Genomic DNA, 26,094 nt, shown 5'->3' with positions numbered 1-26,094 from the left:
TATTACAGGGCAATTTCCAATGGGATGTGCCCTCGTTGGTTTGCTCCATCCCTTGTTATACTCTATAATGTGCTTTATATAATTGCAGTTGAAAGGGGAGATGGGGCATGAGTACAGCTAATCGCGGAGTGAACATCGGACCTCCCCGTTTTAAAATAGCGGTACATTCCATCGTTTGGCTGGCTAAAAGCGGAAGCATTTTATCTAGTGCAATGATTGCAAGCCAAGTCAATTCACACGCGACCTTTATGCGTAGAGTGATGCAGTCTTTGGCAACTGCGGGAATCGTGGAGTCCAAAGGTGGAAGAGAAGGCGGGTACGTTCTTCTGAAATCTGCCGATGAGATTACACTGGGAGAGATTTATGAAGCAGTTAGTACAACGACGGAGGAGTTAGAAGTGGATATGGCCTGTGGAGCAAGTGCTTTGCTCGATGTAGAGCTTGAAAAAATTCTCCAGGAGACAGAACAACGGACCATTCAATATTTACGCCAATATACGATTACTAATGTGATGGAGCGGGTAGAGTTTTTTTCTTAATATTTTAATTTTCAATAAAAAAGGTACTGGTAAAATATTTATTAAGCTACTATAATAAAGTGAGTTGCAGTCGGCACTGCAATTTTATTTTGTAGGTATTGTGCTTGAGGTGAGCACATATAATAGCAAGGGGGAATAAACAAAGCGGAGTAGCGTAAGTAACATCTATTGTTTAGCAGTGGGTTCATGTACTTTAATATGTGCTTATTATAGTTGCAAATTATTTTAGGGAGTGATGATCATGAATATTGTATCCATCGTATTACAAAGCTTGTTGATACTTGCTTTCGTTATGGCAGGGTCGGGAAAAGTAGCGGGTTCAAAAATGCACGTGGATAACTTTAAAAAATGGCGTTTACCACAATGGTTTCGAGTAGTAACGGGTCTAGTTGAGATTGTGGCAGCGGCAGTATTGGTTGTTGGCTACTGGGAGCCTAGCTGGGCAGCAGCAGGCGCACTTATACTTGGCGTTACAGCTATCGGCGGAATTCTGGTTCATATACGCGAAAAAGATTCGTTCAAAGAGACGTTTCCGATTATCCTGCTTGGCGTGTTAGCAATTATTGTATTTTTCATCCGTCTTTCCGATCTGGCTGATTTTCCAGGGTTTAAGTAATTATACTCACCCAATAAAAAAATGGCAGTTCAGTGCTGAAATACAGCATCTGGACTGCCATTTTTGTTTCAGGATCTGTAGCTTAGGGTTCTAACGTTCTAAACGATAGCCACCATGAAATACAGGACCCACATATTCATTGAACGCAAAGCCATTGCGAATGGCAGCGGAGACAAAATCTTTAGCTTTTGCTACAGCTTCATGAACGGACAGACCGTTAGCTAAACCGCCTGTAATGGCAGCGGCAAAGGTACATCCAGCCCCATGATTGTGAGCAGGCTCGATTTTGGCTGTTTGAAATACGGTGTACTCAGCACCGTCGAAGAAGACATCAATCGCTTGATCGCCCCCGAGTGCTTTGCCGCCTTTAACCACGACATTACTTGCTCCGAGCTTATGAATCAGACGAGCAGCTTCTTTCATATCCTCTAGGGTAGAAAGTTTGCCAAGACCTGAAAGAACGCCAGCTTCAAACAGATTTGGTGTAACCACAGTGGCAAGTGGCAGCAGTAAATCACGAATAGCCTCCGCGCTGTCTGGGTTCAAGACTTCATCTTCACCCTTGCAGACCATGACCGGATCAATCACTACATTGGTCTGTAGATTTTCTTTGATCGCTTGCTCAGCAACACGCACAATTTCAACACTTCCCAGCATACCTGTCTTCATGGCATTTACTGGACCACCTGCGAAAATAGTTTTTAGCTGCTCAGCAACAATGGAGGCGTCAATTGGATAAACATTATGGTGCCAGCCGTTGTCCGGGTCCATTGTAACGATAGTTGTCAAGGCACTAAAGCCGTAGGTACCATACTCTTCAAATGTTTTTAGATCCGCTTGGATGCCTGCGCCACCACTGGAGTCGCTGCCTGCAATAGTTAGAGTTTTAATAATTTGAGTCATGGTAACGTCCCCTTTATATATGTCTGAATTTATAAACAACGCATTGCATTGATTATAACAAAAAATAGCACCTAAGTCTTTCTAAAAAGCAAGTGTAGGATTCCATTTCACTAACCCTGCATATCAATATAGAAAGAAATTTTAAACAAAACGCTTAGGAGGGCGAGTATGGTCACGATTAGTTTATGTATGATTGTACGAAATGAAGAAAAAAGCCTGCATAAATGTTTGTCTAGCGTTGCAAATCTTGTAGATGAAGTGGTTATCGTGGATACAGGCTCGACGGATAAGACTAAAGAGATCGCAATGTCCTACGGAGCTGTGATTTACGATTTTGAATGGATCGATAACTTTAGTGCCGCACGTAATTTTGCCTTCAGTAAAGCTACTCAGGAGTATATTTTGTGGCTGGATGCGGATGACTATATAAAGGAAGCGGATCAGATTCTGTTTAAAAAGCTAAAGGAGATTCTGCCAGGGCATTTTCACAGCGTGAACATGCAGTATAATTTGGCTTTTGACGAGGCGGGGAATGTCACAGCTAGCTTGCGTCGGAATCGGCTAGTTCGCCGGAGCTGCAATTTTCAATGGATTGGCCCAGTACATGAATATCTAGAGGTAAGTGGCCCTTCCTTTAGTAGCGATGTCTGTATTACCCATGAGAAGGATAAGGAATATACAGACCGTAATTTGCGGATTTACCAAAAAAGAGTGGCCGAGGGTGAAGCATTCTCTCCAAGGGATCAGTATTATTATGCGAATGAATTAAGGGATCATGCTATAAATGAAGAGGCTTGCAAATACTACGAGCTGTTTTTGGCGGGTGGACAGGGCTGGATAGAAGATAATTTTCAAGCTTGCTTAAGGCTTGCCGAATGCCGGGAACGGCTGGGGGATAAAGACGGTGCATATGAAGCATTATGCAGAACGTTACAGTACGATAAACCACGTTCAGAGTTCTGCTGCCGACTTGGGGCCCTTCTATTGGAAAAGGGTCAATTGCACCCAGCAACATACTGGTATGAGCTTGCGATACAGCTGCCACGGGATAACGATTCGATGGGGATGAAAAATGGGATTTTTTATACCTGGCTGCCGCATCTCCAATTGGCACTCTGTTATGATCGCCTTGGCCAACACGAGTTAGCGAATCATCATAATGAAACGGCGTTGAACTTTTATCCGTCCCATCCTAGCATGTTATATAACCGCACTTATTTTAAAAATCTGCTTGGCGACAAATATGTAGCGATTCAAGCTTAACAAAAATGCCCCCAGTAGTCATGATTTTGACTCTGGGGGTTTTCGTCGTTAAGACACCCTCTTTTTAATATGCTGGATTGTATTGTTGTTCTTTTTTGTAATCGTTGGGAGGGAGTCCAACCTCTTGTTTGAACAGCTTAGAGAAATAGGAGTAGTTGTTATAGCCAACCTTGTTTGCGACAGTATAAACAGACATATTTGTGGTTTCCAATAGATGCTTTGCAGCCGCGATTCTAACTTGGATGACGTAGCTGCCTAATGAAACACCAGTTTCTCGTTTGAATATTCTTGCCAGATAATCAGGATTGAGGTAGACAATTTCGGCCAAATCATTTCGTGTCAGATCATCACCGTAATGCGAATGAATGTATTGTTTGATTTCCTCCGCGACGGATTTGGTCTGTGCGGCAAACTCACGGTATTTCATCGCTGTAGTCACTAGATATTTAAGATATTCTTCCATATCCTCGATCGAGTTCAGAGAGTGCAAGGATAATTTATCGTTAGTTTTGCCGGAGTATAGTTTGTGTGACCGTATCCCTTTGAGGTTGAGAAATGAATAGACTAGCTGAACAATATCTAAGCGGAACAAGCTAAGGACAGAGGTCTCCAGAGTTCTATTGTTAAGCATAACCCTTAGAGATTTCGTAACTTCCTCAAGAAAAGTAGTAAACTGATTCTGGTTCAGCAGCTCTTCCAAATAGACAAGATCCGGTGGCGTATAGCCAGTTTTATTTTGATAGAGATAGGCTTCCACTAAAAAAGTCTGATTTCTGCATCTCGTAATTTCCTCATCCATGCGAAGCGATTGTTTCAGAACATTCCCCACATGATTCAGTTTATCGTATAAACCAATATTGCAGCAGACGTCGCATTTTAAATAAGGAATCGCCTTTTGAATAAAGGAAGAGCATAATTCTTCAAGCAAGGACGTGTCGGGTGTCTGATTCCATTTTAATATGGCGATCCAATTATAATCTTTATATTCCAGAATACTCTCGATGGTAAAGCAAGGACTCTGTAACAATTCATATAATACGTTCAGCAGAGCAAAATCAAAAAGATCCTTCTCTTCTTTTCCCATACTGCCGTTGTAAGGAAATAGGTTAAAGATTAAAGGCTGCAGAGTGTCACTCATTTGATAGGAGAGGTTCTGTTCCTCAATGGCAAGGGTGATGTCCGCTAATTTAATCGGAAATGATGTGCTTCCACTAACCAACTTACGCCAAAAATGCTCGAGAATCTTCGCTTGGTTTTTTTGCCAAAAGTAACCGCCTTGAATGGCTTTTTCATTTCTTTGCTGCTCTTTAGCCTGTGTGACAGCCTTATGGATAATCAGCATCAGCTTATCAAATTCGATGGGCTTCAGAAAATATTCAAAGCTTTGCAATTCAATCGCTTTCTGGGCATAGTTGAAATCCGCATAATTAGTAAGAAGTATAGTCTGAATACTATAATTCCCTTCGCGAATCCATGCCAGTAATTCCAATCCGCTGCCCTGAGGCATTTCAATATCCGAAATTAGAATTTGAATAGAATGCTTTTCTATTATTTCACGTGCCTGAGCGACATTATTTGCTGTATAGACAGTATCAATGTGTAACGATTCCCAATCTATTCTCTTTTGCAATGCAGCAATAACATAAAAGTCATCATCAACAAGCAGTACATTCATAGTTAGCTCTCCATTCATTTAGATTTTTTTAGGAAGCTCCGGAAGAGATAAGATTACACTAGCGCCGCCGCTCTCCAAATTGGAAAAGGTGATAGTTGCTCTTTTTAAATAGAGATATTCCAGCCGTTTAAGCGTATTCATAATACCGATCTGCATACCGTTGCTTTGATCCAAGGGCTCACCAAGATTAAGCTTCTCTAACACTTGCGGTGGAAAACCGGGACCGGTGTCGGTGAGCTGGATAACGAGCATGTCTTCCTCTTCAATCCGTAATCGCTGGACTGTAAGCCTGATCTCTACTTCATGTTCTCGTGAAATCGCATATTTAATAGAATTTTCAATGAAGGTTTGCAGCACTAATGGCGGAATTTCCACACAGCTTGCCTGATCCTCTTGCTCAATATTGTAAATAAATGCATCCTGATATCGTTGCTTTTGAATCTCTAGATAGGTTCGGACATGTTCAATTTCATCCTCCAGCCGGACAAAATTCTCTCCATTTTGAAAAATATAACGGAAATATTTCGACGTAGATAACGTCATATTCTCAATTTCTTTATACATTTCAATTTGGGCCATGCTATAGATGCTAGTCAGGCAATTTAAGAAAAAGTGGGGCTTGATCTGTAGCTTCATATAATCCAGTTGTATCCGCTGCTTCTCCAGTTCCTGCTCGTACATAGCGATTTTGAAGGTTTTGATTTGATCAACTAAATCTTTAAACTGTGTGTTTGCTTGTTCCAGCTCTATAATCTCACTGCTTTTGAAATCTGCGGGTTGCCCAGCCTCATTAATGAAAGCAAGGTTCTCAGAGAAGCTTTGAATCGGGCCTAGTACTCTTTTCTTGAAAAACAGCAGGACGATGCATAAAGTGGAAGTGACAATGAAGAAGAGTAACATTATAAGCAGCTGAGCAATGATTATTTTTTCGAATATGCCATATTTAATGACCATTTTAGTGCTGAAGGTGGTGTCCGAGAAGGCGCTGTTGATTGTTGTACGCGATTGCAAAAGATTAGAGAAGCCTCTCTCTTCCGTTATCAGCTTTCCGCTGTTCGATATGGGACTCGATAAAGGCTGTTCATTCTCATCTACGAGAGAAACATAACCATTGGCACCCAGATTAATTTGGCGTAGAGGACGGATCAGATTATCGGCGGAGATCAGTCCAATTAAATAACGATTGTAATAAGGAACGATATTAATTACGTAGTAGTGGTTGTTAACAAGGATAGGCGTCCATTTGGAATAAAACTTCTCATACATCTCCTTATCATCAATATAAGAAATAATCTTCGTTTTGAGCTGCCTGTAATCCGTATAGGTCACACTGATCGGTGCACAATTTAAAAAGTAGTTCTCATTTTTCAAATAGTAGAAAAAGTTGTACTCATGTCCGTAGTTTTTTTGCAGCTCGGTAAAGCGTTTATGCAGATTATCATTTGCCTTCAAGAACTCGATACTGTTGACCCCGTAAGTATTCATCGCAAGCAAGCTCTCATCGTTCCCAAGCGTCCAGCCCATATAGTGATTAATGTAAGCGAAATCATGATTGATACGATTAATGTAGAGTGCCGCAGTATCCTGTAAATTTCGAGTGGACTGCTGCTTAACGATAGAAATGGAAGTAATGCTGATCGCTAAATCCAGAATGAGGACTGTGAACGAGACTGCCATCATGACTTTTATATAATGACGAATGGGGTAGGTTTTGTGCTTCGCTGTTTTTTTGTTCATAAAATCATTATAAGACCTCTGCAGGAAAAATACAGGAGAACTCGCTAGCGATTTACCGCAAAGTCCGGAAAGCACATACAGAAGTCGGGATACTGTTATTAAGTCCCTTCAAGCGAAGGCTTTTGATTTTGTGTTTTTTGTAAGCGGATTCAAAGGTCTGGATAACCGTCTTAAAGGGTCCGGAATACGAAAAAATAAGACGTTATGATTAAGCTATTCAGATAATCTTTGATTAATTGAAATGGGGGATTAAGAGGATGAGTCAACACAGTAAGAAAAAGACGGCAAAGAAATGGACTGTGGGTCTGCTGGCGGCGGCTATGGTATTTGGTATTGCTGGCTGCGGTGGAAAAGACGGGAATAATGCTGCAACTAGTGAGACGAGCAGTTACAACAAAGAAGGTCTGCCAATTGTTAATGAGCCTGTAACACTCAAGGTGCTGACCGTACGTTGGGGAAGCATGGGAGACACGTTTACGCAGAACCAATGGCTGAAGGATCTGGAGAAAAATACAAATGTCAAAATCGAATGGCAAGTGATGTCCTCCAATGACTGGGCCGAACAGAAGTCCATTCTGCTGGCTAGCGGTACACTTCCAGACATTATCCTCGGAAATCAAACCTTCGGAGATTCTGATATCGTTAATAATCTAAGCTTTTTCCGGCCGTTAGATGATTATATTGAAAAAAATATGCCAAATCTTAAAGCGGCCATGGAAGAAACGCCTGAGTTGAAAAAAATCAGCACTTTTCCTGACGGGAAAATCTATTCACTGCCAACAAGACTTCCATCGCGTCCAAAAAGCTCTCGTCAGCCTGTGATTAACAAAACTTGGCTCGATAAATTGGGCCTGAAGGCTCCTGAAACGATTGATGAGTTATACAACGTACTTAAAGCTTTCAAAGAACAAGATCCAAACGGAAATGGCAAACAAGATGAGATTCCTTTTATTGAAATTGGGAATGACTTGATCAGTCCTTTCGGAATTGCCGACTTGAATAACAACAATATGATCATCAAGGACGGAAAAGCGATCTATTTCCCTGTTTCGGAGGAGTTCAAAGAAGGCCTTAAATGGGAAAATAAATTGTATGCGGAAGGTTTATTAGATAAAGAGGTATTCACTCAGGATGATACGATGAGATCGGCGAAGTTCCAAAATCCGGATGCTCCAATCGTAGGCTTTACGTATCAGTGGACCCCGGACGCTGTGTTTGGTAAATGGAGCGATCAATATGTGACGATTCCACCGATTGCCGGACCGGATGGTAAGCGTTATACAATCGGTAATCCAATTGGGATGAGTCTTAACCGTAATGAACTGCTGATTACTACTTCGAGTAAGTATCCAGAGGTTGCTGCGCGTTGGGCAGATCAGTTCTACACGAACGAAGCGAGCATTCAGAATTTTTGGGGTGCGATTGGAACTGTAATTAAGAAGAATGATGACAGCACCTATACATTGATGGATCCACCAGCTGGAACCAGCGCAGATGCCTGGTATTGGGATCAGTCTCTTCGAGATTTCGGACCAAAATATGTGAGCCCGTCCTTTGAACAGAAAATCGTTCTTAATCCTGAAAGTGGAGATGGACTGAAGCTGCAGCTGGATAAGCTGGGTAGTGAATATGTAACAGAGCCTTTCCCTAACGTTATGTATACCTCCGATGAGTTCGAGGAGCTGCCAACCTTGACCACGGATATCGACGGTTATGTGAATACAATGCGCGCTCAATTTATTAGCAAAGGCGGAATTGACGAAGGCTGGGATGATTATGTCAAACAGCTTAATAAAATGGGGCTTGAAAAATTAGTTAAGATTCGCACAGATGCTTACAGTCGTTATATGAGTGTGAAATAACCTATTCGTCTTTCGAAAAAGGTGCTGCCCTACATAAATTTGTGGGGTAGCATTCTCTATTTTTAATAAGGAGGGGATGTTATGAAATCTGATCCAATTCATTTGAGTCGGAAACTCGGACAAATCAAACAAAACTGGGGTTTATATACGTTGCTTTTTCCTGCAGTAGTCCTTACGTTATTATTCGCATATAAACCCATGTATGGGGTGCTCATTGCCTTTAAGGATTATAGCCCGGCGTTGGGAATAGGCGGAAGTCCATGGGCCGGATTCAAATACTTCGAGAAGTTTTTTAATTCCTATCAATTTTCTGCAACGATCAAAAATACGCTAATTATCAGTGTGTACAGTCTGATTACGTTTCCGATTCCGATTATACTTGCGCTGATGGTTAACCAGATGAGACCAAACCGTTTTAGACGGTTTTTTCAGACGGTATCCTATATGCCACATTTTATCTCAACCGTAGTTATGGTGGGCTTAATGATGATTCTGTTCTCACCTAGCACCGGACTACTGGGCAATGTATATAGTCTTTTTGGAAAAGAAGCTCCTGATCTAATGGGCTCTGCCGGATTATTCAGCAGTGTGTACGTCTGGTCGGATGTGTGGCAGCATGTCGGCTGGGACAGCATTATCTTTATCGCTGCTCTCTCTGCTGTTGATCCTAGTTTGTATGAGGCTGCAACCGTAGACGGCGCAAGTCGGATGCATAAAATTCGTTACATCGATATTCCGATGCTGATGCCAACAGCGATAACATTGCTTATCCTGCGGGTCGGGGGACTGCTAGGGGTTGGATTTGAAAAGGTGTACTTAATGCAAAATGACTTGAACATCACTTCAAGTGAAATTCTGTCTACTTATGTCTACAAAATTGGTCTGCTCAGCAGTCAGTATAGCTTTTCGTCGGCGATCAACCTGTTCAACACGGTCATTAATTTTATTTTATTGATCATGGTCAATCAGATTTCTAAAAAATTAAGCGAAAATAGCTTGTGGTAGAAGGGAGGAGCATTGAAATGGGAGGTTTAGAGACAGCGACTAAAGGAAATGTAGGAAAAATAAAGAAGAATCGCTCCTCAGATACTATAATGGAAATTGTGATGTACGTTATATCAGCAATTTTTCTAATCATCCTGATCTATCCGCTGTATTTTATCGTCATTGCTTCGTTTAGTGATCCTTCTGCGGTTGCTGGAGGTCAAGTTTGGTTATTTCCTAAAGGGTTTACTTTTGATGGTTATAAAGAGCTACTTCGTCATGAGAATATTTGGATCGGGTATTGGAATACCATCCTGTACACGGTGGTTGGGACTGCAATCGGTTTAGTAGTTAATATTTCAGCTGCCTATGCGTTGTCAAGAAAGGACCTTGTGGGGCGGAAATACATTTCGCTGTTTTTCATATTTACAATGTTCTTTAACGGGGGGTTGATTCCTACTTTTTTAACGGTTCGTGATTTCCATCTCTATGATACTTTCTTGGTAATGGTACTTCCTTTCGCAGTTGGAGTTTTTAATATCATAGTGGCACGAACTTTTTTCCAGACTAGTATTCCGGGCGATTTATGGGAAGCAGCGCAAATTGATGGATGTGGCAATCTCCGTTATTTTGCACAGATAGTTCTACCGTTGTCGAAGGCTATTATTGCAGTGTTAGGTTTATGGATCGCTGTAGGTTATTGGAATTCATATTTTAATGCCTTGATTTATTTGAAAAATCCTAATATGTATCCTTTGCAGCTGATCCTGCGAAATATTCTGATTACCAATCAGATGCAGTCTGGTATGGGGACCGGAGAAGCCGCACAAATCGCGTTACGGCTCGCAAATATGATGCGGTATTCGGTTATTATCGTAGCAACTGTTCCAATTATGTGTGTATACCCATTTGTGCAAAAATACTTTAACCAAGGGGTAATGATCGGCGCAGTGAAGGAATAAGCTCTTCTACTTTTCAACTAACATTTGTGAGGGAGCAAGACCGTAATGAAAAAGCAACCCAAAAACAGTATCAATAGAACAATCACCGTCATTCTTCTAGTTACAACGTTGCTTGCTAGCCTTACAGCCTGTAAAGGGGATAAAGGGGTAAACTCTGTTGAATCTGATCCGGGTCAATTTCATAAAGAAGGTTTGCCAATCGTGGATAAGCCCATGACGCTGAAGGTTCTAACGGTTCGGTGGGGAAGCATGGGAGATAACTTTATCCAGAATCAATGGCTGAAGGATTTGGAAAAAAATACGAATGTCAAAATCGAATGGCAGGTGATGTCTGCTAATGATTGGAGTGAGCGGAAGTCCATTATGCTGGCAAGCGGTACACTTCCAGATATCATTTTAGGGAGTGAGACCTTCGGAGATTCGGATATCGTCAATAATTTAAGCTTATTCAGGCCGCTTGATGACTATATCGAAAGCTATATGCCTAACCTCAAAGCAGCCATGCAGGAAGAGCCTGAATTGAAAAAAATCAGTGCTTTTCCTGATGGGAAAATCTACTCTTTGCCTGCAAGATTACCTTTACGTCCTAAAAGCTCACGCCAACCCGTGATTAACAAAACCTGGCTGGATAAATTGGGATTGAAGATTCCCGATACGATTGATGATTTATACAACGTGCTAAAAGCATTTAAAGAACGTGACCCTAATGGGAATGGAAGGCTGGATGAGATACCTGTTATCGAAGTAAGTAATGATCTTATCAGTCCTTTCGGAATCACGGATCTGAACAATAACTTTATGGTCGTCCAGGACGGAAATGCGGTATATTACCCTGTTTCAGAGGCGTACAAAGAAGGGCTCAAATGGGAGCATAAATTGTTTGTCGAAGGTTTGCTTGATAAAGAATTATTCACGCAAGATGAAACGATGAGATCAGCCAAGTTTCTTAATCCGGATGCTCCTATCGTAGGATTCTCGTATCAGTGGACGCCGGATGCCGTATTTGGCAAATGGAGTGATCAATATATCACGATTCCTCCGATTGCAGGACCGGATGGTAAGCGCTACACCATAGGAAATCCGTATGGAATGAATCTGGAGCGCAACGAGCTGCTAATTTCCACTTCTTGCAAATACCCAGAGATTGCTGCCCGCTGGGCTGATCAGTTCTACACCAATGAAGCAAGCATTCAAAATTTCTGGGGAGCGATAGACACCGTTATTAAGAAAAATATTAACGGTTCTTATACATTGATGGACCCACCGATGGGTACCAGTGCTGATGCCTGGTATTGGGATCAATCACTCCGGGATTTCGGGCCGAAATATGTCAGTCCAGTGTTTGAAAAATCCATCTTTCTAAACCCAAAAACCGGAGATGGACTGAAGCTGCAGCTCGATAAGCTGGGAAGCGATTATACAACGCCACCTTTCCCTGATGTAATGTACACCGCTGAAGAGTTTCAGCTGCTGCCGACTTTGACTACGGACATCGATAGTTATGTCAATACAATGCGTGCTCAGTTTATAATTACAGGTAAAATTGACGAGGGCTGGGCTGATTATGTGAAACAGCTGCGGGGAATGGGACTGGAGAAGCTGGTTAAAATTCGTACCGATGCTTACAGTCGTTATGTGAATGTAGAATAGAGTATTATGTGAAATACTGACGGCTAGGCTGTAACATCCTATTTCACTTATTTAAACAAAGGAGGTTCTCTCTTTGCGAGTGGCATAAAGAGAACCTCCTTATTCTTTTTACTTTATTAGCAGGGTTTGAATGGCATGAGCCGGAATCATGTTCTCAGCCAAGTTGTTATGGAAGCGCAGGGTGAAAGGAAGCTCTTGTTCCGTGCGGTTCATAACGATAACAGCAATGGTGCCATCTGGGTTACGGAAAGCCGTTGTTTCAAGCTTATCAGTATATTTAGAGTGCCCAATTCGTCTAGCACCTGGGCGAATGTATTTACTGAAATGCCCGATGTAATAGAAGGAGCTCTCAAATATAATTTCATCGTTTTTCGTATCTCCAATAATTGGAGCATCGCAGTAGTTACCTACATGGTTAGGGCCCCCTTGCTCGTCCAAGACAATATTCCAGTCCGTCCAGCTTGACATCCAGTTGTTCAGGTTACCAATGATATCATGGCCGTAACGTTCGCCTGTGTTCCATGAGCCGAGATGAACGCCACCTTCTTGGCAGCCTTCACTGAAGAACAGCTTCTTGTCTGGGAAGCGATCATGAACGGCCGATAGGGCTTCGAAGTGATCTCCGGAGTACCAGTGGAAGCAAATTCCCCAAATGTATTTGGAAGCTTCTTGATCTTCAAAAGCAACCTTGGCACGATCATACACGCGCTCCTTGTTATGATCCCAGATCATAACCTTTACATGAGCCAAACCGGCTTGTTCCAAGGCAGGTCCCAAGTAATCACGAACAAAATCTTTTTCTTCTTCGGCAGTATAAAGGCAAGAATCCCAGATTTGAACAGCCTTCGCTTCATTCTGAACACTAACAGCCCAAATATCGATGCCTTCAGCTGCGTAAGCCTGAATATATTTTACGAACATGTTGGCCCAAGCCTCACGGTATTCAGGCTTAAGAGCTCCACCACCGTTCATTTGACCGTTCGTTTTCATAAAAGCTGGCGGACTCCAAGGAGAGGAGAACAAACGGAAATCTTCACCAACAGCTGTTGCAGCATTTTTGATTAGGGGGATAATTGACTCTTGATCTCTGGAAATATCGAACGAACGGAGCTCTGCATCGCCTTCTTCTACATAAGCATAGTTGCCGAGTGAGAAGTCACAGCTCTGGATATGCGAGCGGCAAAGGGTATACCCAATTCCGTGCTCAGGATCAAAATAAGCGTCGATGATTTCTTTTTGTTTAGCTTCACTTAGTTTAGCGATGGTAACAGCAGAAGCCTCGGTAAGTGCACCACCGAAACCTTCCATTTCCTGATACTCCAGATCATCATAAATATTGATGAGCTCTGATTCGACGCCTGATGTATCGGGGAGGAAGATCAGAGGGTCTTTTTCTGTCAGACGGTCGGTAGTTTCTTTTGCTGTTTGAATGACGCGGACAATTTTACTCATAGTGGTTGGTAACCTCCTGTACATATAAATTCTGTCTTTATTATAGAAGGAGATTCACTGCTCTTTGAAGAAACAATATGGCTAAGAACCTCAACGATCTGGTCATCGACTACTTAGAGAAGAGGAGTGAATGCTATAAAAACTAATAGTGTCCAAATAAGCCTATGCGGCTTTATTCGCCATACTCAGCCTTTTCGGCAATTATATCGCAGTGGGCTGGATACCTATATCATCAGGCTGCAAGCAGAAGGGGAGTGTGAAGTACTGATCGATGGGGACATGGTATCCGTGGTGCCTGGTGATCTGTTATTATTTAAGCCTCAAGATATATATGATCTGAGAATCGGGGAAAAGAAGAGTCCGCTGGGACATAGTGTGGACTATTTTGTAATGTGTACAGGGGAATGGGTGGATCAGTGGTGGAACCTGCGCGAAAGACCGAAGAAGGTTAGAATTGCGGATGATGGCAAGCTGCAAAGTATATGGCAACAGCTTGATCTGGAGAATAGAAGACTAGATGGGGGTAGCTCTGAAATACTTGAGGCGCTGTTTAAAGCGCTATGTCTGCTGTTAGATCGGGCAATGGAAGAAGCACCTGCATCATCATCAGCCTCACTGTTACACGGGCTTAAGATGAAGAGTTATGTAGAGGAGCATGCTACATCAGAAATCAGGCTAAAGGATGTAGCTGCCCATGCCGGAATTAGTGTAACGAGGGCCGTACATGTATTCAAAATTCAATTCGGCTACTCTATTATGCAATATGCTGGGCAAATTCGGCTTGCTATGGCACTTCGATTAATGGACAACACCAATTATACCTTAGAGCGAATAGCAGAGGAGACGGGGTTTGGAAGCTACACCTATTTCCACAGGGTATTTCGGGAACGTTATGGCGTCTCACCAGGCAACTATCGTAAGAGAGAGTAGCCTTCACTATTTTAAGATCGTCTAGTTTTTAACAAGAAGTCCCTAACCGCTTGCTCAAATAACCTGACACTATTTGCCCATGTCCATTTGAGGGAAGATCTTTCACCTTGTACGGCTAATTTAGTTCTTAAGTTTGGGTCTCGAATTAGGCGGATGACATCTTCACCAAGCCGATTCTCGTACCGATAGGAGAGCAGGCAATTCTTCTCGTGATTTGCGTATTCCATATTTCCGCCTGAATAAACACAGACGAGTGCTGCGCCACACCGCATGGCTTCAAGCCCCGGCAAAGAACCCGTATCAAAAATACTAGAACTAACAAAGATATCTGCACCGTTGTAATGGTAACAGAGCTCCTCATCATTAGCAGGTGTGAAGAATCGATATTTGCCAGTAGCTTTCATTCTTTGGAGAACTTCTGAAGTGTTGAACTCGTCGGGCGGACTGATAAAGTTAATATTTACATTGGGACATTGATTTTTCACGTGATCCAGCTGCTCTATAAGATAGTCTTGCTCACGGTGCCATGAGAATCCACGTTCTGCTTTTCTTAATATAGCTGTTATGTTTAAAGGCTCCTGAAGACTGTAACGGATATTCATATTCTTGAAGGAGGAGCTAATGCCAATGGGCACGATTTTTCCTGTGATCCCATGATTTAAACGAATCAGCTCCTGCTGCCAATGCGATAAAACAATTAGATGCTCTGTGACATGATAAGAAGGGAACGACAGCGAACTATCTGGTAAAAAGGGGGGTTCATAACATAATGACAATCTTACATGAATTCCTTTTCCTTGATTGCTAGCTGCTTGAGAGGTAGGGACTGTCGTATGGAAATTAGAAACAATAACATCGCCTATGGGATAGTCCTGTTCTTGAAGCTCCATATGTGTGGAACGGATTAAGGTGGAGCGGACATCATAGGAAACAACCCCATCCACAGGCATGAGGATAGTAACCTGATGCCCCATAGCTGTTAGCCCATTGGCGAGTTCTACCAGCATGCGTTGAGCTCCACCATGAGATAAGGTCAGAATAGGGAATGTGAATCTCATCGGTAATCCCGTCCCTTCCAAGTTAGGGCTTAATCGTCAAACGATGTTACTCAATCGTTCTGTTTCTTATTTTATTCAACTCGCATAGAAAGGTACCATTTAGCTAATTTTGAAAAGCGTTATTTTTCCATATGAGAAATATTCTTCAGTAAAGCAACGGTCTCATTAATCTCGAGGTTCGTTATATCTTCTAAAGATAGGTCGATCATGGGCTTATATTTTTGGAGTTTGCTCAGGAAAGCTTCGGTATGAAAATGCCCTCCACCAGCCTTACCGTGGTAAATTCTCTCTCCATCTTGATAGATGTCTTTTAAATGCGCCAAAATGATCCGATCCCCGAACAACCTGAAGGCGTCATCAACAATTTGATCCTGCATATCTACAGCGTCACCAATAAAATTGCATGGATCCAGGACAACCCCAATATTGCCAGAGGGGATTTCATCTAAGATGCGGTGCATCTTGTCTGGTGTAGAAAGAGTATGTGTGCAGACACCCTCCAATCCGAGAAAAACACCTCATTTTTCAGCTTCCTCCGCAAGCTCTTGTACAGTTGCCCTTAATATATCCCAGCCGATCTCTTCGTAATGGAGCGGATCTTGTGCTTGGAAAGTAGTCAGTGCGCCCGTCTCCGTAGCCACCATAGGGGCGCCGAATTGGCGGGCATACCGAAGATGTTCTTTAAAGCGATCTATTTCTAATCTCCGAATAACAGGATCCGGGTGAATGGGATTGATATAACAGCCTAACACCCCGATACGTATACCTGCTCTGTCAAATTGTTCGCCAATATAGTTTGCGAGGCCTGGACTTAATTTACCTGTGGAGGTATCGATGTCCTGAATAGCTTTGGATAAAGCAAGTTGAACAAAATCGATATCATAAATCTGAAGCGTTGCTGTCAACGATTTGAGGGGTAAACAACCAAATGTATGCGCTAATGTTCCGTATCTGATGGAAATCATCTCCTTATCTAGGATAGGTATGTGTAATTACAAACATAATAGTAGCGCTTTCATCTGGATGCAAGTGATTTATCCTTATCGTCTATCAGGAAATTGATGATCTCAGTGTTTACTCTATCCGGTTGCTCATGATTAATCCCGTGTCCCGCATGGGGGATGACTTGGTAATAGAACTTTCCATCTTCTAAAATATTTATGAAATCCTTCGATTGTTTTAGCGCGTGTTCTCCAACTAGAAAATAGAGCTTGTCTCTAACTGCGACTGCAGCGTTTTTATCGTATGGATGAAGCTTATGCACAAACATAGCTTGCTGATTATGAGTGCGCATTAAAAGGATCAGATGAGCAGCTAATGCTGGATGGTTGTCAAATAAAGGGGAGTGAGGTGCACTTAACTTCTTCAGAACTTTCAGTAAATTGCGATCCGTTGGAATCAGAATCTCCGGGAACATCATCATTAAAGTTTGGATCATGGCTTTAAACGGTGCAGTGACCATCCCGCCCTCCAAACAAACGACACGGTTCACTTTGTCCGGTTGCTTGGTCGCATAATTAAAAGCAATATAAGCGCCATTGGACACACCCGCAATATTAAAGACGTCTATATTCAGATACATCGCTATTTCATTAATCCATTTTACTTGCTCAAACTTCTGTTTGTTAAACTGCTCGGTAGGTATGCTTTTTCCGGGTCCACCCAAAGTATCAATCGCGATGCAATAAAAATGCTTCGATAACTCCTCGATATTTAAGATCCACATGACCGCCGAGTTATCACCAACACCATGAAACAGTAGTAAAGGTGGATTATTCTTTTGACCAGCAAGGATACAATGCGTCAGTCCATATGTGGTTGGAACATCGAGCTCCTCAAGCGGAATGGGCCACTGCTCAATCATCTGCTCATAGGAGTGCCACACTCGTTCTTGCGCCTTGGCATTCTTAAAGCTATTTACCATCTCAAACCTCCTTATCCAAAATAAAACATTTGTATCTTATTCCAATTAGTATACTACGAGAGTTCGCAAGGAGGAGATAGAAATAGAAATATTACTGTGAAAAAGAGGGCGGAGCAGATAAGTGTATTTTATACAACTAAACAGCTACTTTACTCCGGTTATTGTGATATAGATGTACTTTGTACAACTATATCTCTGGAAATCAGCGGATACAGCTTAATTGGGGGAATTTAGTTGCACAAAGTACACTTAACGATAGACAGGCGTACTGAAGTTAATTTTAGTTGTAGAAAGTGCAATTAAATAATGCAGAGGGCTCTTTTTTGCAGTAAAATTTTTTGATATGGTAAGCAACTTTGTGTTCTAGGGGGGATTATGATGTTGATTGAGCTAAAGGAAGCTAGTTTGTCAGATGGACGCGATATTTTTGAAATGATTATGGAGATCGGCCCTGGGGAGAATGGATTCGTTAACAATGGGTTTGATTTGGCTTACAGTGAGTTTCCTGATTTCATCAGAGATCGGATAGCACTCTCAAGAGGCGATAATCTCCTACCAAACTATGTCCCGCAAACCAACTATTGGTTACTGATTGACTCTTATCCTGTTGGTGTTGGAAAGCTAAGACATTCCTTAAATGATCAATTAAGAAAATCAGGTGGGCACATCGGATATAGCATCAGGCCTAGTGAACGAGGAAAGGGCTTTGGCAAGATTTTTTTAGCAGAGTTGTTAAAAAAAGCTGCGGATCTGGGGATTGATAAGGTCATGCTGACTTGTGAGCCGAACAATGTATCTTCGAGAAAGGTTATTGAAGAAAACAGAGGAATACTTAGCGGTATCGAGGATGGGAAATGTAATTACTGGATTAGTTTATGAGTCGAGTCGTTGCTGAATAGTAGGGGTGAAGGAGTTGCTAATTGGCAACTCTTTTTTTGTTTTTTCGCAATGGAATTTCAGTTCATCCAAGGAGGAATTGTCTAACTTGTGAAATAAATTTTAAATTTTGTTGAAAACGCTCTATTCAAACACAAACAAATAGATTAAAATCAAAACAAACAAAAATAAACAAAAAAATAAACATTCAAAAACGGAGGTATTCACAAATGGTACAAAGTTTATGGGATTCTGCACGGGAAAAAGTCATCAACGGAGGTCTGGATGCACTGGTCTATCGCTCCAATCTGTTGGGTGAAGATCGTAGAGTCTGTAATTTTGGAGGAGGGAATACCTCTAGTAAAACTATAGAATTAGATTTCCGTGGTCGTGAGGTTGAAGTCATGTGGGTGAAGGGTAGCGGCTCTGACCTAGCTACGATGAAAGCAGGCAATTTTACCGGATTGCGGCTTGAGGATATTGCACCTTTGTTTGATCGGGAGGAAATGCCTGATGAGGAAATGGTGGCTTACCTCGCGAATTGTATGATTGATCCTAAGCATCCGCGTGCTTCAATTGAGACGCTGCTGCATGCTTTTTTACCATTCAAACATGTAGATCATACGCATCCAGATGCGATTATCAGCTTATGCTGTGCTCATAACGGTAAAGATATTGCGCGGGAAATCTATGGGGATCGTTTCGTATGGGTGCCTTACATTCGTCCTGGGTTCACTTTATCCAAAATGATCGCTGAAGGCGTACTTGCTAATCCTCAAGCAGAATTGGTGTTGATGGAGAAGCATGGCCTCGTGACTTGGGGGGATACGCCGGAAGCTTGTTACGCGAAGACGATTTCTATCATTAATGAAGCAGAGCGTTACATCCAAGATAGAATTGAAGATGAGAATCTGTTCGGAGGTCGCAAATCGGAAGCGCTTCCTGAAGAAGAGCGGCGGGCTGTAGCAGCTGCAGTAATGCCATTGATTAGAGGCGCAGTCAGTGATGAGCGCAAAATGATACTGACCTTTGATGACGCAGAGGATGTGCTGCGTTTTGTAGGTGGAGTTAACTCGGAGAAATTATCCAGTGTAGGTGCAGCTTGTCCGGATCATTTGGTACATACCAAAATGCTGCCACTATTTGTGAATTGGGAACCAAATGCCAGTGATATTGATGGTTTAAAGACGAAGCTGAACGAAGCGATTACCGCATACAAAGAGCAGTATAAAGCTTACTTCGATCGCAATAAGCATGAGGGAGATGTAATGTTCGAAGCCGCACCGCGTGTGATTCTAATTCCCGGAGTGGGAATGATCAACACAGGCAAAAGCTGGAGCAACTCTAAAATTAGCGGCGCCTTGTATCACCGGGCGATTGCTGTTATGCGCGGAGCTACCGCATTGGGAGATTTCGTCTCTCTAAGTGAGAACGAATCGTACAATGTGGAATATTGGCCTTTGGAATTATATAAATTATCGCTGGCACCAGCAGAAGCAGAATTCTCGCGTAAGGTTGCGTTCATTACTGGTGGCGCAGGAGGAATCGGGAGCGAAACTGCTCGTCGTCTAGTGTCCGAAGGGGCGCATGTTGTGCTAGCAGATCTCAATCTGGAGGGCGCACAGAAAATTGCCGAGGAGATTAACGATAAATACGGTGAGAATCGTGCGTTCGCTGTTAAAATGGATGTAACGCAGGAGGAGCAAGTTACCGCAGCTTATGCAGATACAGCACTTTTTTATGGCGGAGTAGATATTATTGTGAACAATGCTGGGCTTGCGACTTCCAGTCCTTTTGATGAGACTTCATTAAAAGAGTGGAACTTGAACATTTCCGTGCTAGGAACTGGATATTTCCTCGTTGCACGTGAAGCCTTCAAGGTGATGAAGGAGCAAAAGATCGGTGGTAGCATGGTATTTATTGGCTCTAAGAACTCTATATTTGCTGGAAAAAGCGTATCGGCTTACAGTTCTGCCAAAGCACTCGAAGCACATTTAGCTCGCTGTATTGCAGCTGAAGGTGGAGAGTTCGGTATTCGCGCCAATACCATTTTGCCGGATGCCATTCTACAAGGCTCAGCGATTTGGAATTCGAACTGGCGGAATGAACGGGCTGCTGCTTACGGGATTGAGCCAGATCAACTAGAGGAACATTATCGTAAACGCACAACACTGCTTGTAAATATTTATCCACGTGATATTGCTGAAGGGGTGGCCTTTTTCGCTTCATCCAAGTCAGAGAAGACTACGGGCTGCATGCTGACGATTGACGGTGGAGTGCCGGCAGCTTTTACTAGATAAGTTGAAGATGGAATATAGATAGATATAACGGAGGGAAGCCATGCTGATTGCAGACAGATATGAAAGAATCGTAGAACTAGTGAATGAACGTGGCAGCATTCGTGTCTCGGAACTGAGTACATTATGCCAAGTGACGGAGGAGACCATCCGCCGGGATCTTGATCGCTTGGAAAAGGCGGGGAGGCTGCTACGCTCGCACGGCGGTGCAGTTAGTCTACGTGATCGTCAGCCAGAGACGCCATATGCTGAACGTGAAATTATGAACGCAGCGGAGAAGCAGCAGATTGCTCGTGAAGCAGTGATGATGATAAAGCCGGGAGATCGGATTTTGCTGGATGCTAGCACAACTGCATGGTATATGGCCTCACATTTGCCGGATATGCCACTAACTGTACTGACTAATTCTATTAGGGTAGCTGCGGAGTTAAGTGGGAAGGAACGAATAGATGTGATCTCAACTGGCGGTCAACTGAGCCGCAGATCGATGTCCTTTGTTGGTCATTTAGCCGAGCGTTCGCTTGAGTTGTATCACGTGGATAAGATGTTTTTTTCCTGCAAAGGATTTCATCTCGAACGCGGTGCCAGCGAATCGAATGAGCTGCAAGCGATGGTGAAGCGAAAGATGATTTCTATCGCGGAGCAGGTGATCCTACTTTGTGACTCCAGCAAATTCGGAATTCAAGCGTTCACACATGTTGCCACGACTAGTGAATTGGATGTTGTGATAACGGATTACAGCCCTGCCACAGAACAGCTAAAGCAGCTACAGGAGCTGAACATCGCAATAACAACCGTGTAGAAAATAGTGTTGCAGGAGGTGAAGACATGAAGGTATCGATGTTTATTACTTGCATCAGTGATGCTGTGTACCCGAAGGTCGGAGAAGCGATGGCACGTCTGCTTTCCAGATATGGCGTGCAGCTGGATTTTCCCGAAGTGCAGACCTGCTGCGGACAGCCTGCGTACAATAGTGGCTACTGGAATGAGGCACGTCAAGCTGCACTTACGATTTTGCAGGCTTTCGAAGACAGTGACTTTGTCATTGCTCCTTCCGGGTCTTGCACCGGGATGCTTCATCATTACCCGAAACTGTTTCAGGATGATCCGATTAATTTGGTCAAGGCGCAGAATTTGCAGCGTAAATCCTATGAGTTCAGCCAGTTCATGGTACAGGTGCTTGGCGTAACGGATCTTGGGGCCGTATTTCCGCATAAAGTTACCTATCATCCTTCCTGTCATGGCACTCGGATTCTGGGGATTCGTGATGAGCCTATGTTACTTATGCAGAATGTGAAGGCGATGGAGCTAGTGCCATTACCTTTTGCTGAGGACTGTTGTGGGTTTGGTGGAACCTTTGCGGTGAAGATGTCTGATATCTCCGGGGCGATGGTCACCGAGAAGTCAGATCATGTGCTGGAGTCGGAAGCAGAAGTCTTAACGGGTCTGGATATGGGCTGTCTCATGAATATTGCTGGGAATTTGCGTTATCGCCACAAACCGGTCCGAGTCATGCATTTAGCAGAGCTACTGTATGAGGGGGTGAGTGGACAATGAGTCAGAATGCCGCTCAGACTAAATCGGAATCGATTAATGTGAAGCCAGCTACGGTAAAAGAGCGTGCCGACTTGGCGCTGAATAATGACTTTTTGCGCAAGGCGGTTCGCTTTACTACGGAAAGGCTGCGTGACGGGAAACAGAAAGCGGCGAACGATCATGGACACTGGGAAGAATGGCGCGAACGTGGGCGGCAAATTCGCCTGCATACGATCGCTCATCTGGATTATTACTTAAATCTATTTGCGGACAATGCAAGAGCGAACGGCACGCATATTCATTTTGCGGCAACGGGTGAAGAGGCAGTGAAGATTGCTTTAGAGATTGCACAGCGAAAACAAGCGGCTTCCGTGGTCAAATCAAAATCGATGGTGACTGAGGAGTTGCATTTGAATACGGCTCTTGAATCCATTGACGTGGAGACGATTGAAACAGATCTTGGCGAATATATTATCCAGCTTGCCGGAGAAACTCCGTCTCATATCATTATCCCAGCCATCCATAAGAACCGCTATCAGATTGCTGAGCTGTTGTCCAAGGAGGCAGGGGAGGAGCTTTTGCCTGAGACTACAATCCTTGCAGGATTTGTACGGCGCAAGCTACGGGAGAAATTCCTAGAAGCGGATATTGGGATGACGGGATGCAATTTTGCAATTGCAGAGACAGGTTCCATGGTGCTATTCGAGAATGAGGGCAATGCTCGCATGGTCACCACCTTGCCAAAGACGCAAATCACTTTGATGGGGATGGAGCGGATTATTCCTTCTTGGAGCGACCTTGAGGTGATGGCTACGTTATTACCTCGTTCAGCAACTGGCCAGAAGCTAACAGTGTATATGTCCGGTATTTCAGGACCCCGTAGAAAGGATGATGGGGACGGACCGGAAGAGCAGCATATTATTATCCTTGATAATGGTCGATCTGAGCAGCTCGGCGATCCAGAGTTTCAGGAGCTATTGAACTGCATCCGCTGTGGAGCTTGTCTGAATGCCTGCCCTGTCTATCGTCATATTGGCGGTCATGCCTATGGTGGAACTTATAGCGGACCGATCGGAGCAGTGTTGACCCCAGCGCTGAACAAAAATGTAGATCAATGGGATGATATCGCAGGTGCATCGAGTCTATGCGGTGCGTGTTATGAAGCTTGTCCAGTCAAAATCCCTCTGCATGATATGCTTATCTATTTACGGCGACGTAAGGTAGAGAGAGGTTATGGAGACAAAGCGGAAGGTCTTGGCATGAAAGGTTTTGGTGCGATTATGGCGAAGTCACAGCGATTCAGTAGTGTGATGAAAGTAGGTAGAATCGGACAAAAGCTACTTGTGAGGGACGGCGGAATTCCGTCAAAGCTTGGGCCGCTGAAAGGCTGGAATAACTACCGGATCGCTCCGAAGCTGGCGGATGAATCCTTCCGCGAGAGTTGGAAAGAGCTGCAGGAGGAGTTAGACAAAAATAGTCGCGAGATGGACCCGTCGATACAGAAACGGATGGAAGATTTATTAGCGAAACGGAAGGCGGAAGAACTGAAAGGAGAGCCCGGATATGACTGAGGAAACGCACAGAGAATGGCTGGAGCGTATGGACCATGATTCTCGTGAGAAACAGCAGGCATTCATGATCGATATCGCTCGTCGCCTGAAGCGGCCAAGAACGACTGCGGCTCCGTTACATCCTTTTCGCGGTGCTCCAGATTATTGGCAAGAATTCCAGTGGAGTCCAGAAGAACGCATCGATCAATTTACTGCGAATTTTCAAAGTGCAGGTGGACATGTGTTTCGCATGGCAACGATGGATGAAGCTAAAGCTTTTATCGTCAATAAAGCGAGTGATATGCTCGCCCGTTATATTCTCCGGCAAAATGTAGCTGAGCTTGCGGCACTTCGGCTAGAAGAAGAACTTGTAGATTCGCGGGTATCTGTCTGGAATACGGATATGCAAGAAGCATGGAAAGCTAGGGCGGCGGAAGCCGATATTGGGATTGTGATCGCGGATTATGCAGTTGCTTATACAGGCTCTATTACAGTGTTATCTTCTGCGGATAAAGGGCGCTCTGTCAGCCTGTTGCCAACCGCATTAATTGCCATCGTTCCGCTGGAGCGGCTGAAGACTCGTCTGGGTGAGGTGCTTATTGATTTTGATGAAGCGGGACAATCGGGTCTCCCCGCAGGTATTCACTTTATCTCTGGACCTAGCCGTTCAGCGGATATTGAGAATGATCTGACGATAGGTGTGCATGGCCCTGGAATCGTATTCGCCTTGCTGGTAGGCTGATGAGGAGATAAGGAGTGTTGTTTAAGAATGAATGCTGGGGCACATAAACAGGGTCAGAATCATATTGCTATTGATATTGGAGCCTCTAGTGGGAGAGTCGTTTGCGGAACCTTGCAAGAACCGGAAGGAACCTTATCATTAACAGAAATTCACCGTTTTAGTAATGGGTTCTCTGAGAAGAATGGTAATCTTTATTGGGACGTCGATTATTTATTTGCTGAAATTGTAAAAGGCTTGCAGAAGGCGAAGTCAAAAGGAATTGAGCATTGTACCGTCGGAATTGATACTTGGGCCGTGGATTACGTACTTCTAGATCAGAAGGGTACACGAATTCATGAAGTTTTTTCTTATCGTGATTCCCGAACAGATGGAGCGGTACAAAGCGTACATCGCAATATATCAACTGAAAGCGTTTACCGAAAGACGGGGATACAAGTTCTCCCGATTAATACGTTGTACCAGCTGTTTGTGCATGATCAGGCAGATCTTGAAGCAGCACATTCAATCCTGTTAGTCGCTGATTATCTCTACTATCGGCTTACGGGACGAAGAATTAGTGAAGTCACGAATGCTTCAACCACGGGTCTGCTGAATCTGCAAACTCGGGATTATGATACTGATTTACTGGCACTGCTTGGTCTTTCAAAAGAGCAGTTTCCTCCCTTAACGGAACCTGGGGAACGAATTGGCAGATTGACTGATGACTTGGTGGCACGGAGTGATCTTCCAGATTGTGAGTTCATAGCAGTTGCCACACATGATACAGCATCAGCTGTACTAGGCGTTCCTGCAAGTAGCGACAAATGGGGATTTCTCAGTAGTGGTACTTGGTCACTCATCGGGGTGGAACGAGCTTCAGCCATTACAAGTCCAGAAGCGATGGAGCGCAATTATACAAACGAATGGGGAGCCTTCGGCTCATTCCGTTTTCTTAAGAACATTATGGGGATGTGGCTGATCCAAAAGGTTCGTGAGGAATATGGTGGTCAATACAGCTTCGGCGAACTGGTAGAATTGGCAGCGCAAGAAATTCCTTTTAGATCCATCATCTACTGCAATGATGAACGATTCATGAATCCATCCAACATGATCAGCGAGATACAGAGCTATTGTGCGGAAGTCGGACAGTGGGTACCAAAGACACCAGGGGAGATTGCCAGATGTGTGTTTGACAGTCTTGCTCTTTCTTATTATTTCTACGTTCAGGATCTTCAGCTATTGACCGGTGAAAAATGGGAGCGGCTGCACATCGTAGGCGGAGGGGCGAACAACGGATTGCTATGCCAGATTGCGGCCGATTTGCTAGAGATGGAAATTTATGCTGGACCAACGGAATCAACCGCATTAGGTAATGTGGTTATGCAAATGATCAGCGTGGGTACAGTCACAGATATTAAAGAAGCAAGAGAAATTATATATCGTTCATTTGATGTAACAATCTATATTCCACAAGAGATGGACTCTTTCCTAAAAACCGCGGCATTAGCTGAGTTTGCTCGACTGCAGATCGTTTAAGAGTAACTAATAAAGTAACCGAG

21 protein-coding genes and 1 pseudogene are annotated in these 26,094 nt (G+C 43.5%); 15 read left to right on the top strand and 7 right to left on the bottom strand.

Annotation, left to right across the window (positions count from 1 at the left end; all coding sequences use genetic code 11):
* Positions 1 to 107 precede the first annotated feature (107 nt).
* A complete protein-coding gene (locus tag ACQKMP_RS03675; RefSeq protein WP_042187057.1) occupies positions 108 to 539 on the top strand; it encodes an RrF2 family transcriptional regulator in 432 nt (143 codons plus the stop codon).
* Positions 540 to 780: 241 nt separating this feature from the next.
* The gene (locus ACQKMP_RS03670) at positions 781 to 1,155 is read left to right on the top strand and encodes a DoxX family protein (RefSeq protein WP_042187059.1); all 375 of its coding nucleotides are present in this window, start codon (positions 781 to 783) and stop codon (positions 1,153 to 1,155) included.
* Positions 1,156 to 1,245: 90 nt separating this feature from the next.
* On the opposite strand, the gene thiD is transcribed toward ACQKMP_RS03670, so the two are convergent.
* Complete coding sequence (gene thiD, locus ACQKMP_RS03665; RefSeq protein WP_042187061.1) at positions 1,246 to 2,058, bottom strand: bifunctional hydroxymethylpyrimidine kinase/phosphomethylpyrimidine kinase; 813 nt, start codon at positions 2,056 to 2,058, stop codon at positions 1,246 to 1,248.
* 168 nt (positions 2,059 to 2,226) lie between these two features.
* Between thiD and ACQKMP_RS03660 the strand changes: the two genes are divergently transcribed.
* The gene (locus ACQKMP_RS03660; RefSeq protein WP_042187063.1) at positions 2,227 to 3,321 is read left to right on the top strand and encodes a glycosyltransferase family 2 protein; all 1,095 of its coding nucleotides are present in this window, start codon (positions 2,227 to 2,229) and stop codon (positions 3,319 to 3,321) included.
* A 64-nt stretch (positions 3,322 to 3,385) separates the two neighbouring features.
* Here ACQKMP_RS03660 and ACQKMP_RS03655 read toward each other — a convergent pair whose 3' ends face one another.
* Together ACQKMP_RS03655 and ACQKMP_RS03650 are read right to left on the bottom strand one after the other, a co-directional pair.
* Positions 3,386 to 4,996, bottom strand: a complete 1,611-nt coding sequence (locus ACQKMP_RS03655; RefSeq protein WP_042187065.1) for a response regulator transcription factor — start codon at positions 4,994 to 4,996, stop codon at positions 3,386 to 3,388.
* An 18-nt stretch (positions 4,997 to 5,014) separates the two neighbouring features.
* Positions 5,015 to 6,733 (bottom strand): sensor histidine kinase, encoded by a 1,719-nt coding sequence (locus ACQKMP_RS03650; RefSeq protein ID WP_076283056.1) that lies wholly within the window; start codon positions 6,731 to 6,733, stop codon positions 5,015 to 5,017.
* Positions 6,734 to 6,990: 257 nt separating this feature from the next.
* On the opposite strand from ACQKMP_RS03650, the gene ACQKMP_RS03645 reads away from it, so the two are divergent.
* The 4 genes from ACQKMP_RS03645 to ACQKMP_RS03630 all read left to right on the top strand — a co-directional run bounded on the left by ACQKMP_RS03645 (position 6,991) and on the right by ACQKMP_RS03630 (position 12,191).
* Positions 6,991 to 8,595, top strand: coding sequence for an extracellular solute-binding protein (locus ACQKMP_RS03645; protein ID WP_076283055.1), 1,605 nt, complete (start codon positions 6,991 to 6,993; stop codon positions 8,593 to 8,595).
* An 81-nt stretch (positions 8,596 to 8,676) separates the two neighbouring features.
* Positions 8,677 to 9,600: an ABC transporter permease gene (locus ACQKMP_RS03640; RefSeq protein WP_042187071.1), complete on the top strand. Its 924-nt coding sequence runs from the start codon at positions 8,677 to 8,679 to the stop codon at positions 9,598 to 9,600.
* Between the two features lie 17 nt (positions 9,601 to 9,617).
* Positions 9,618 to 10,541, top strand: a complete 924-nt coding sequence (locus ACQKMP_RS03635; RefSeq protein ID WP_042187073.1) for a carbohydrate ABC transporter permease — start codon at positions 9,618 to 9,620, stop codon at positions 10,539 to 10,541.
* Between the two features lie 45 nt (positions 10,542 to 10,586).
* Positions 10,587 to 12,191, top strand: a complete 1,605-nt coding sequence (locus tag ACQKMP_RS03630; RefSeq protein WP_340968856.1) for an extracellular solute-binding protein — start codon at positions 10,587 to 10,589, stop codon at positions 12,189 to 12,191.
* A gap of 108 nt (positions 12,192 to 12,299) precedes the next feature.
* Here the strand turns inward: ACQKMP_RS03630 and ACQKMP_RS03625 are convergent, their stop codons facing one another.
* The gene (locus ACQKMP_RS03625; protein WP_427468838.1) at positions 12,300 to 13,643 is read right to left on the bottom strand and encodes a glycoside hydrolase family 30 protein; all 1,344 of its coding nucleotides are present in this window, start codon (positions 13,641 to 13,643) and stop codon (positions 12,300 to 12,302) included.
* 126 nt (positions 13,644 to 13,769) lie between these two features.
* On the opposite strand from ACQKMP_RS03625, the gene ACQKMP_RS03620 reads away from it, so the two are divergent.
* Positions 13,770 to 14,573 (top strand): AraC family transcriptional regulator, encoded by an 804-nt coding sequence (locus ACQKMP_RS03620; protein WP_081951089.1) that lies wholly within the window; start codon positions 13,770 to 13,772, stop codon positions 14,571 to 14,573.
* An 11-nt stretch (positions 14,574 to 14,584) separates the two neighbouring features.
* Here ACQKMP_RS03620 and ACQKMP_RS03615 read toward each other — a convergent pair whose 3' ends face one another.
* The 3 genes and pseudogenes from ACQKMP_RS03615 to ACQKMP_RS03605 form a co-directional block, all read right to left on the bottom strand.
* Complete coding sequence (locus ACQKMP_RS03615; RefSeq protein WP_042187080.1) at positions 14,585 to 15,631, bottom strand: glycosyltransferase family 4 protein; 1,047 nt, start codon at positions 15,629 to 15,631, stop codon at positions 14,585 to 14,587.
* 119 nt (positions 15,632 to 15,750) lie between these two features.
* A pseudogene (locus ACQKMP_RS03610) lies at positions 15,751 to 16,596 on the bottom strand (sugar phosphate isomerase/epimerase family protein).
* Between the two features lie 50 nt (positions 16,597 to 16,646).
* Positions 16,647 to 17,555 (bottom strand): alpha/beta fold hydrolase, encoded by a 909-nt coding sequence (locus ACQKMP_RS03605; protein WP_427468837.1) that lies wholly within the window; start codon positions 17,553 to 17,555, stop codon positions 16,647 to 16,649.
* Positions 17,556 to 17,930: 375 nt separating this feature from the next.
* Between ACQKMP_RS03605 and ACQKMP_RS03600 the strand changes: the two genes are divergently transcribed.
* The 7 genes from ACQKMP_RS03600 (at position 17,931) to rhaB (ending at position 26,071) form a co-directional block, all read left to right on the top strand.
* On the top strand, positions 17,931 to 18,434 hold the full coding sequence (locus ACQKMP_RS03600; protein WP_339247171.1) for a GNAT family N-acetyltransferase: 504 nt from the start codon (positions 17,931 to 17,933) through the stop codon (positions 18,432 to 18,434).
* A 227-nt stretch (positions 18,435 to 18,661) separates the two neighbouring features.
* Positions 18,662 to 20,731 (top strand): bifunctional aldolase/short-chain dehydrogenase, encoded by a 2,070-nt coding sequence (locus ACQKMP_RS03595; protein ID WP_427468836.1) that lies wholly within the window; start codon positions 18,662 to 18,664, stop codon positions 20,729 to 20,731.
* 40 nt (positions 20,732 to 20,771) lie between these two features.
* The gene (locus tag ACQKMP_RS03590; RefSeq protein ID WP_042187090.1) at positions 20,772 to 21,530 is read left to right on the top strand and encodes a DeoR/GlpR family DNA-binding transcription regulator; all 759 of its coding nucleotides are present in this window, start codon (positions 20,772 to 20,774) and stop codon (positions 21,528 to 21,530) included.
* Positions 21,531 to 21,556: 26 nt separating this feature from the next.
* Positions 21,557 to 22,285: a (Fe-S)-binding protein gene (locus tag ACQKMP_RS03585; protein ID WP_427468835.1), complete on the top strand. Its 729-nt coding sequence runs from the start codon at positions 21,557 to 21,559 to the stop codon at positions 22,283 to 22,285.
* Positions 22,282 to 23,835: a LutB/LldF family L-lactate oxidation iron-sulfur protein gene (locus ACQKMP_RS03580; RefSeq protein ID WP_341127793.1), complete on the top strand. Its 1,554-nt coding sequence runs from the start codon at positions 22,282 to 22,284 to the stop codon at positions 23,833 to 23,835. Before ACQKMP_RS03585 ends, ACQKMP_RS03580 begins: the two co-directional genes overlap by 4 nt.
* Positions 23,828 to 24,556, top strand: a complete 729-nt coding sequence (locus tag ACQKMP_RS03575) for a LutC/YkgG family protein (protein WP_427468834.1) — start codon at positions 23,828 to 23,830, stop codon at positions 24,554 to 24,556. Before ACQKMP_RS03580 ends, ACQKMP_RS03575 begins: the two co-directional genes overlap by 8 nt.
* Before the next feature lie 27 nt (positions 24,557 to 24,583).
* Positions 24,584 to 26,071: a rhamnulokinase gene (gene rhaB, locus ACQKMP_RS03570; protein WP_427468833.1), complete on the top strand. Its 1,488-nt coding sequence runs from the start codon at positions 24,584 to 24,586 to the stop codon at positions 26,069 to 26,071.
* The last annotated feature ends 23 nt before the right edge of the window (positions 26,072 to 26,094 follow it).

The organism is Paenibacillus sp. NPDC101420, from assembly GCF_050277435.1.
GTDB lineage: Bacteria > Bacillota > Bacilli > Paenibacillales > Paenibacillaceae > Paenibacillus_AQ.
Note: the sequence above shows the minus strand (reverse complement) of the source record. Positions and strands in the feature narration are given on the sequence as shown.

Coding starts and splice junctions, on each gene's coding strand:
- ACQKMP_RS03675 (WP_042187057.1), top strand. CDS start 108: ATGAGTACAGCTAATCGCGGAGTGAACATCGGACCTCCCCGTTTTAAA.
- ACQKMP_RS03670 (WP_042187059.1), top strand. CDS start 781: ATGAATATTGTATCCATCGTATTACAAAGCTTGTTGATACTTGCTTTC.
- thiD (WP_042187061.1), bottom strand. CDS start 2,058: ATGACTCAAATTATTAAAACTCTAACTATTGCAGGCAGCGACTCCAGT.
- ACQKMP_RS03660 (WP_042187063.1), top strand. CDS start 2,227: ATGGTCACGATTAGTTTATGTATGATTGTACGAAATGAAGAAAAAAGC.
- ACQKMP_RS03655 (WP_042187065.1), bottom strand. CDS start 4,996: ATGAATGTACTGCTTGTTGATGATGACTTTTATGTTATTGCTGCATTG.
- ACQKMP_RS03650 (WP_076283056.1), bottom strand. CDS start 6,733: ATGAACAAAAAAACAGCGAAGCACAAAACCTACCCCATTCGTCATTAT.
- ACQKMP_RS03645 (WP_076283055.1), top strand. CDS start 6,991: ATGAGTCAACACAGTAAGAAAAAGACGGCAAAGAAATGGACTGTGGGT.
- ACQKMP_RS03640 (WP_042187071.1), top strand. CDS start 8,677: ATGAAATCTGATCCAATTCATTTGAGTCGGAAACTCGGACAAATCAAA.
- ACQKMP_RS03635 (WP_042187073.1), top strand. CDS start 9,618: ATGGGAGGTTTAGAGACAGCGACTAAAGGAAATGTAGGAAAAATAAAG.
- ACQKMP_RS03630 (WP_340968856.1), top strand. CDS start 10,587: ATGAAAAAGCAACCCAAAAACAGTATCAATAGAACAATCACCGTCATT.
- ACQKMP_RS03625 (WP_427468838.1), bottom strand. CDS start 13,643: ATGAGTAAAATTGTCCGCGTCATTCAAACAGCAAAAGAAACTACCGAC.
- ACQKMP_RS03615 (WP_042187080.1), bottom strand. CDS start 15,631: ATGAGATTCACATTCCCTATTCTGACCTTATCTCATGGTGGAGCTCAA.
- ACQKMP_RS03605 (WP_427468837.1), bottom strand. CDS start 17,555: ATGGTAAATAGCTTTAAGAATGCCAAGGCGCAAGAACGAGTGTGGCAC.
- ACQKMP_RS03600 (WP_339247171.1), top strand. CDS start 17,931: ATGATGTTGATTGAGCTAAAGGAAGCTAGTTTGTCAGATGGACGCGAT.
- ACQKMP_RS03595 (WP_427468836.1), top strand. CDS start 18,662: ATGGTACAAAGTTTATGGGATTCTGCACGGGAAAAAGTCATCAACGGA.
- ACQKMP_RS03590 (WP_042187090.1), top strand. CDS start 20,772: ATGCTGATTGCAGACAGATATGAAAGAATCGTAGAACTAGTGAATGAA.
- ACQKMP_RS03585 (WP_427468835.1), top strand. CDS start 21,557: ATGAAGGTATCGATGTTTATTACTTGCATCAGTGATGCTGTGTACCCG.
- ACQKMP_RS03580 (WP_341127793.1), top strand. CDS start 22,282: ATGAGTCAGAATGCCGCTCAGACTAAATCGGAATCGATTAATGTGAAG.
- ACQKMP_RS03575 (WP_427468834.1), top strand. CDS start 23,828: ATGACTGAGGAAACGCACAGAGAATGGCTGGAGCGTATGGACCATGAT.
- rhaB (WP_427468833.1), top strand. CDS start 24,584: ATGAATGCTGGGGCACATAAACAGGGTCAGAATCATATTGCTATTGAT.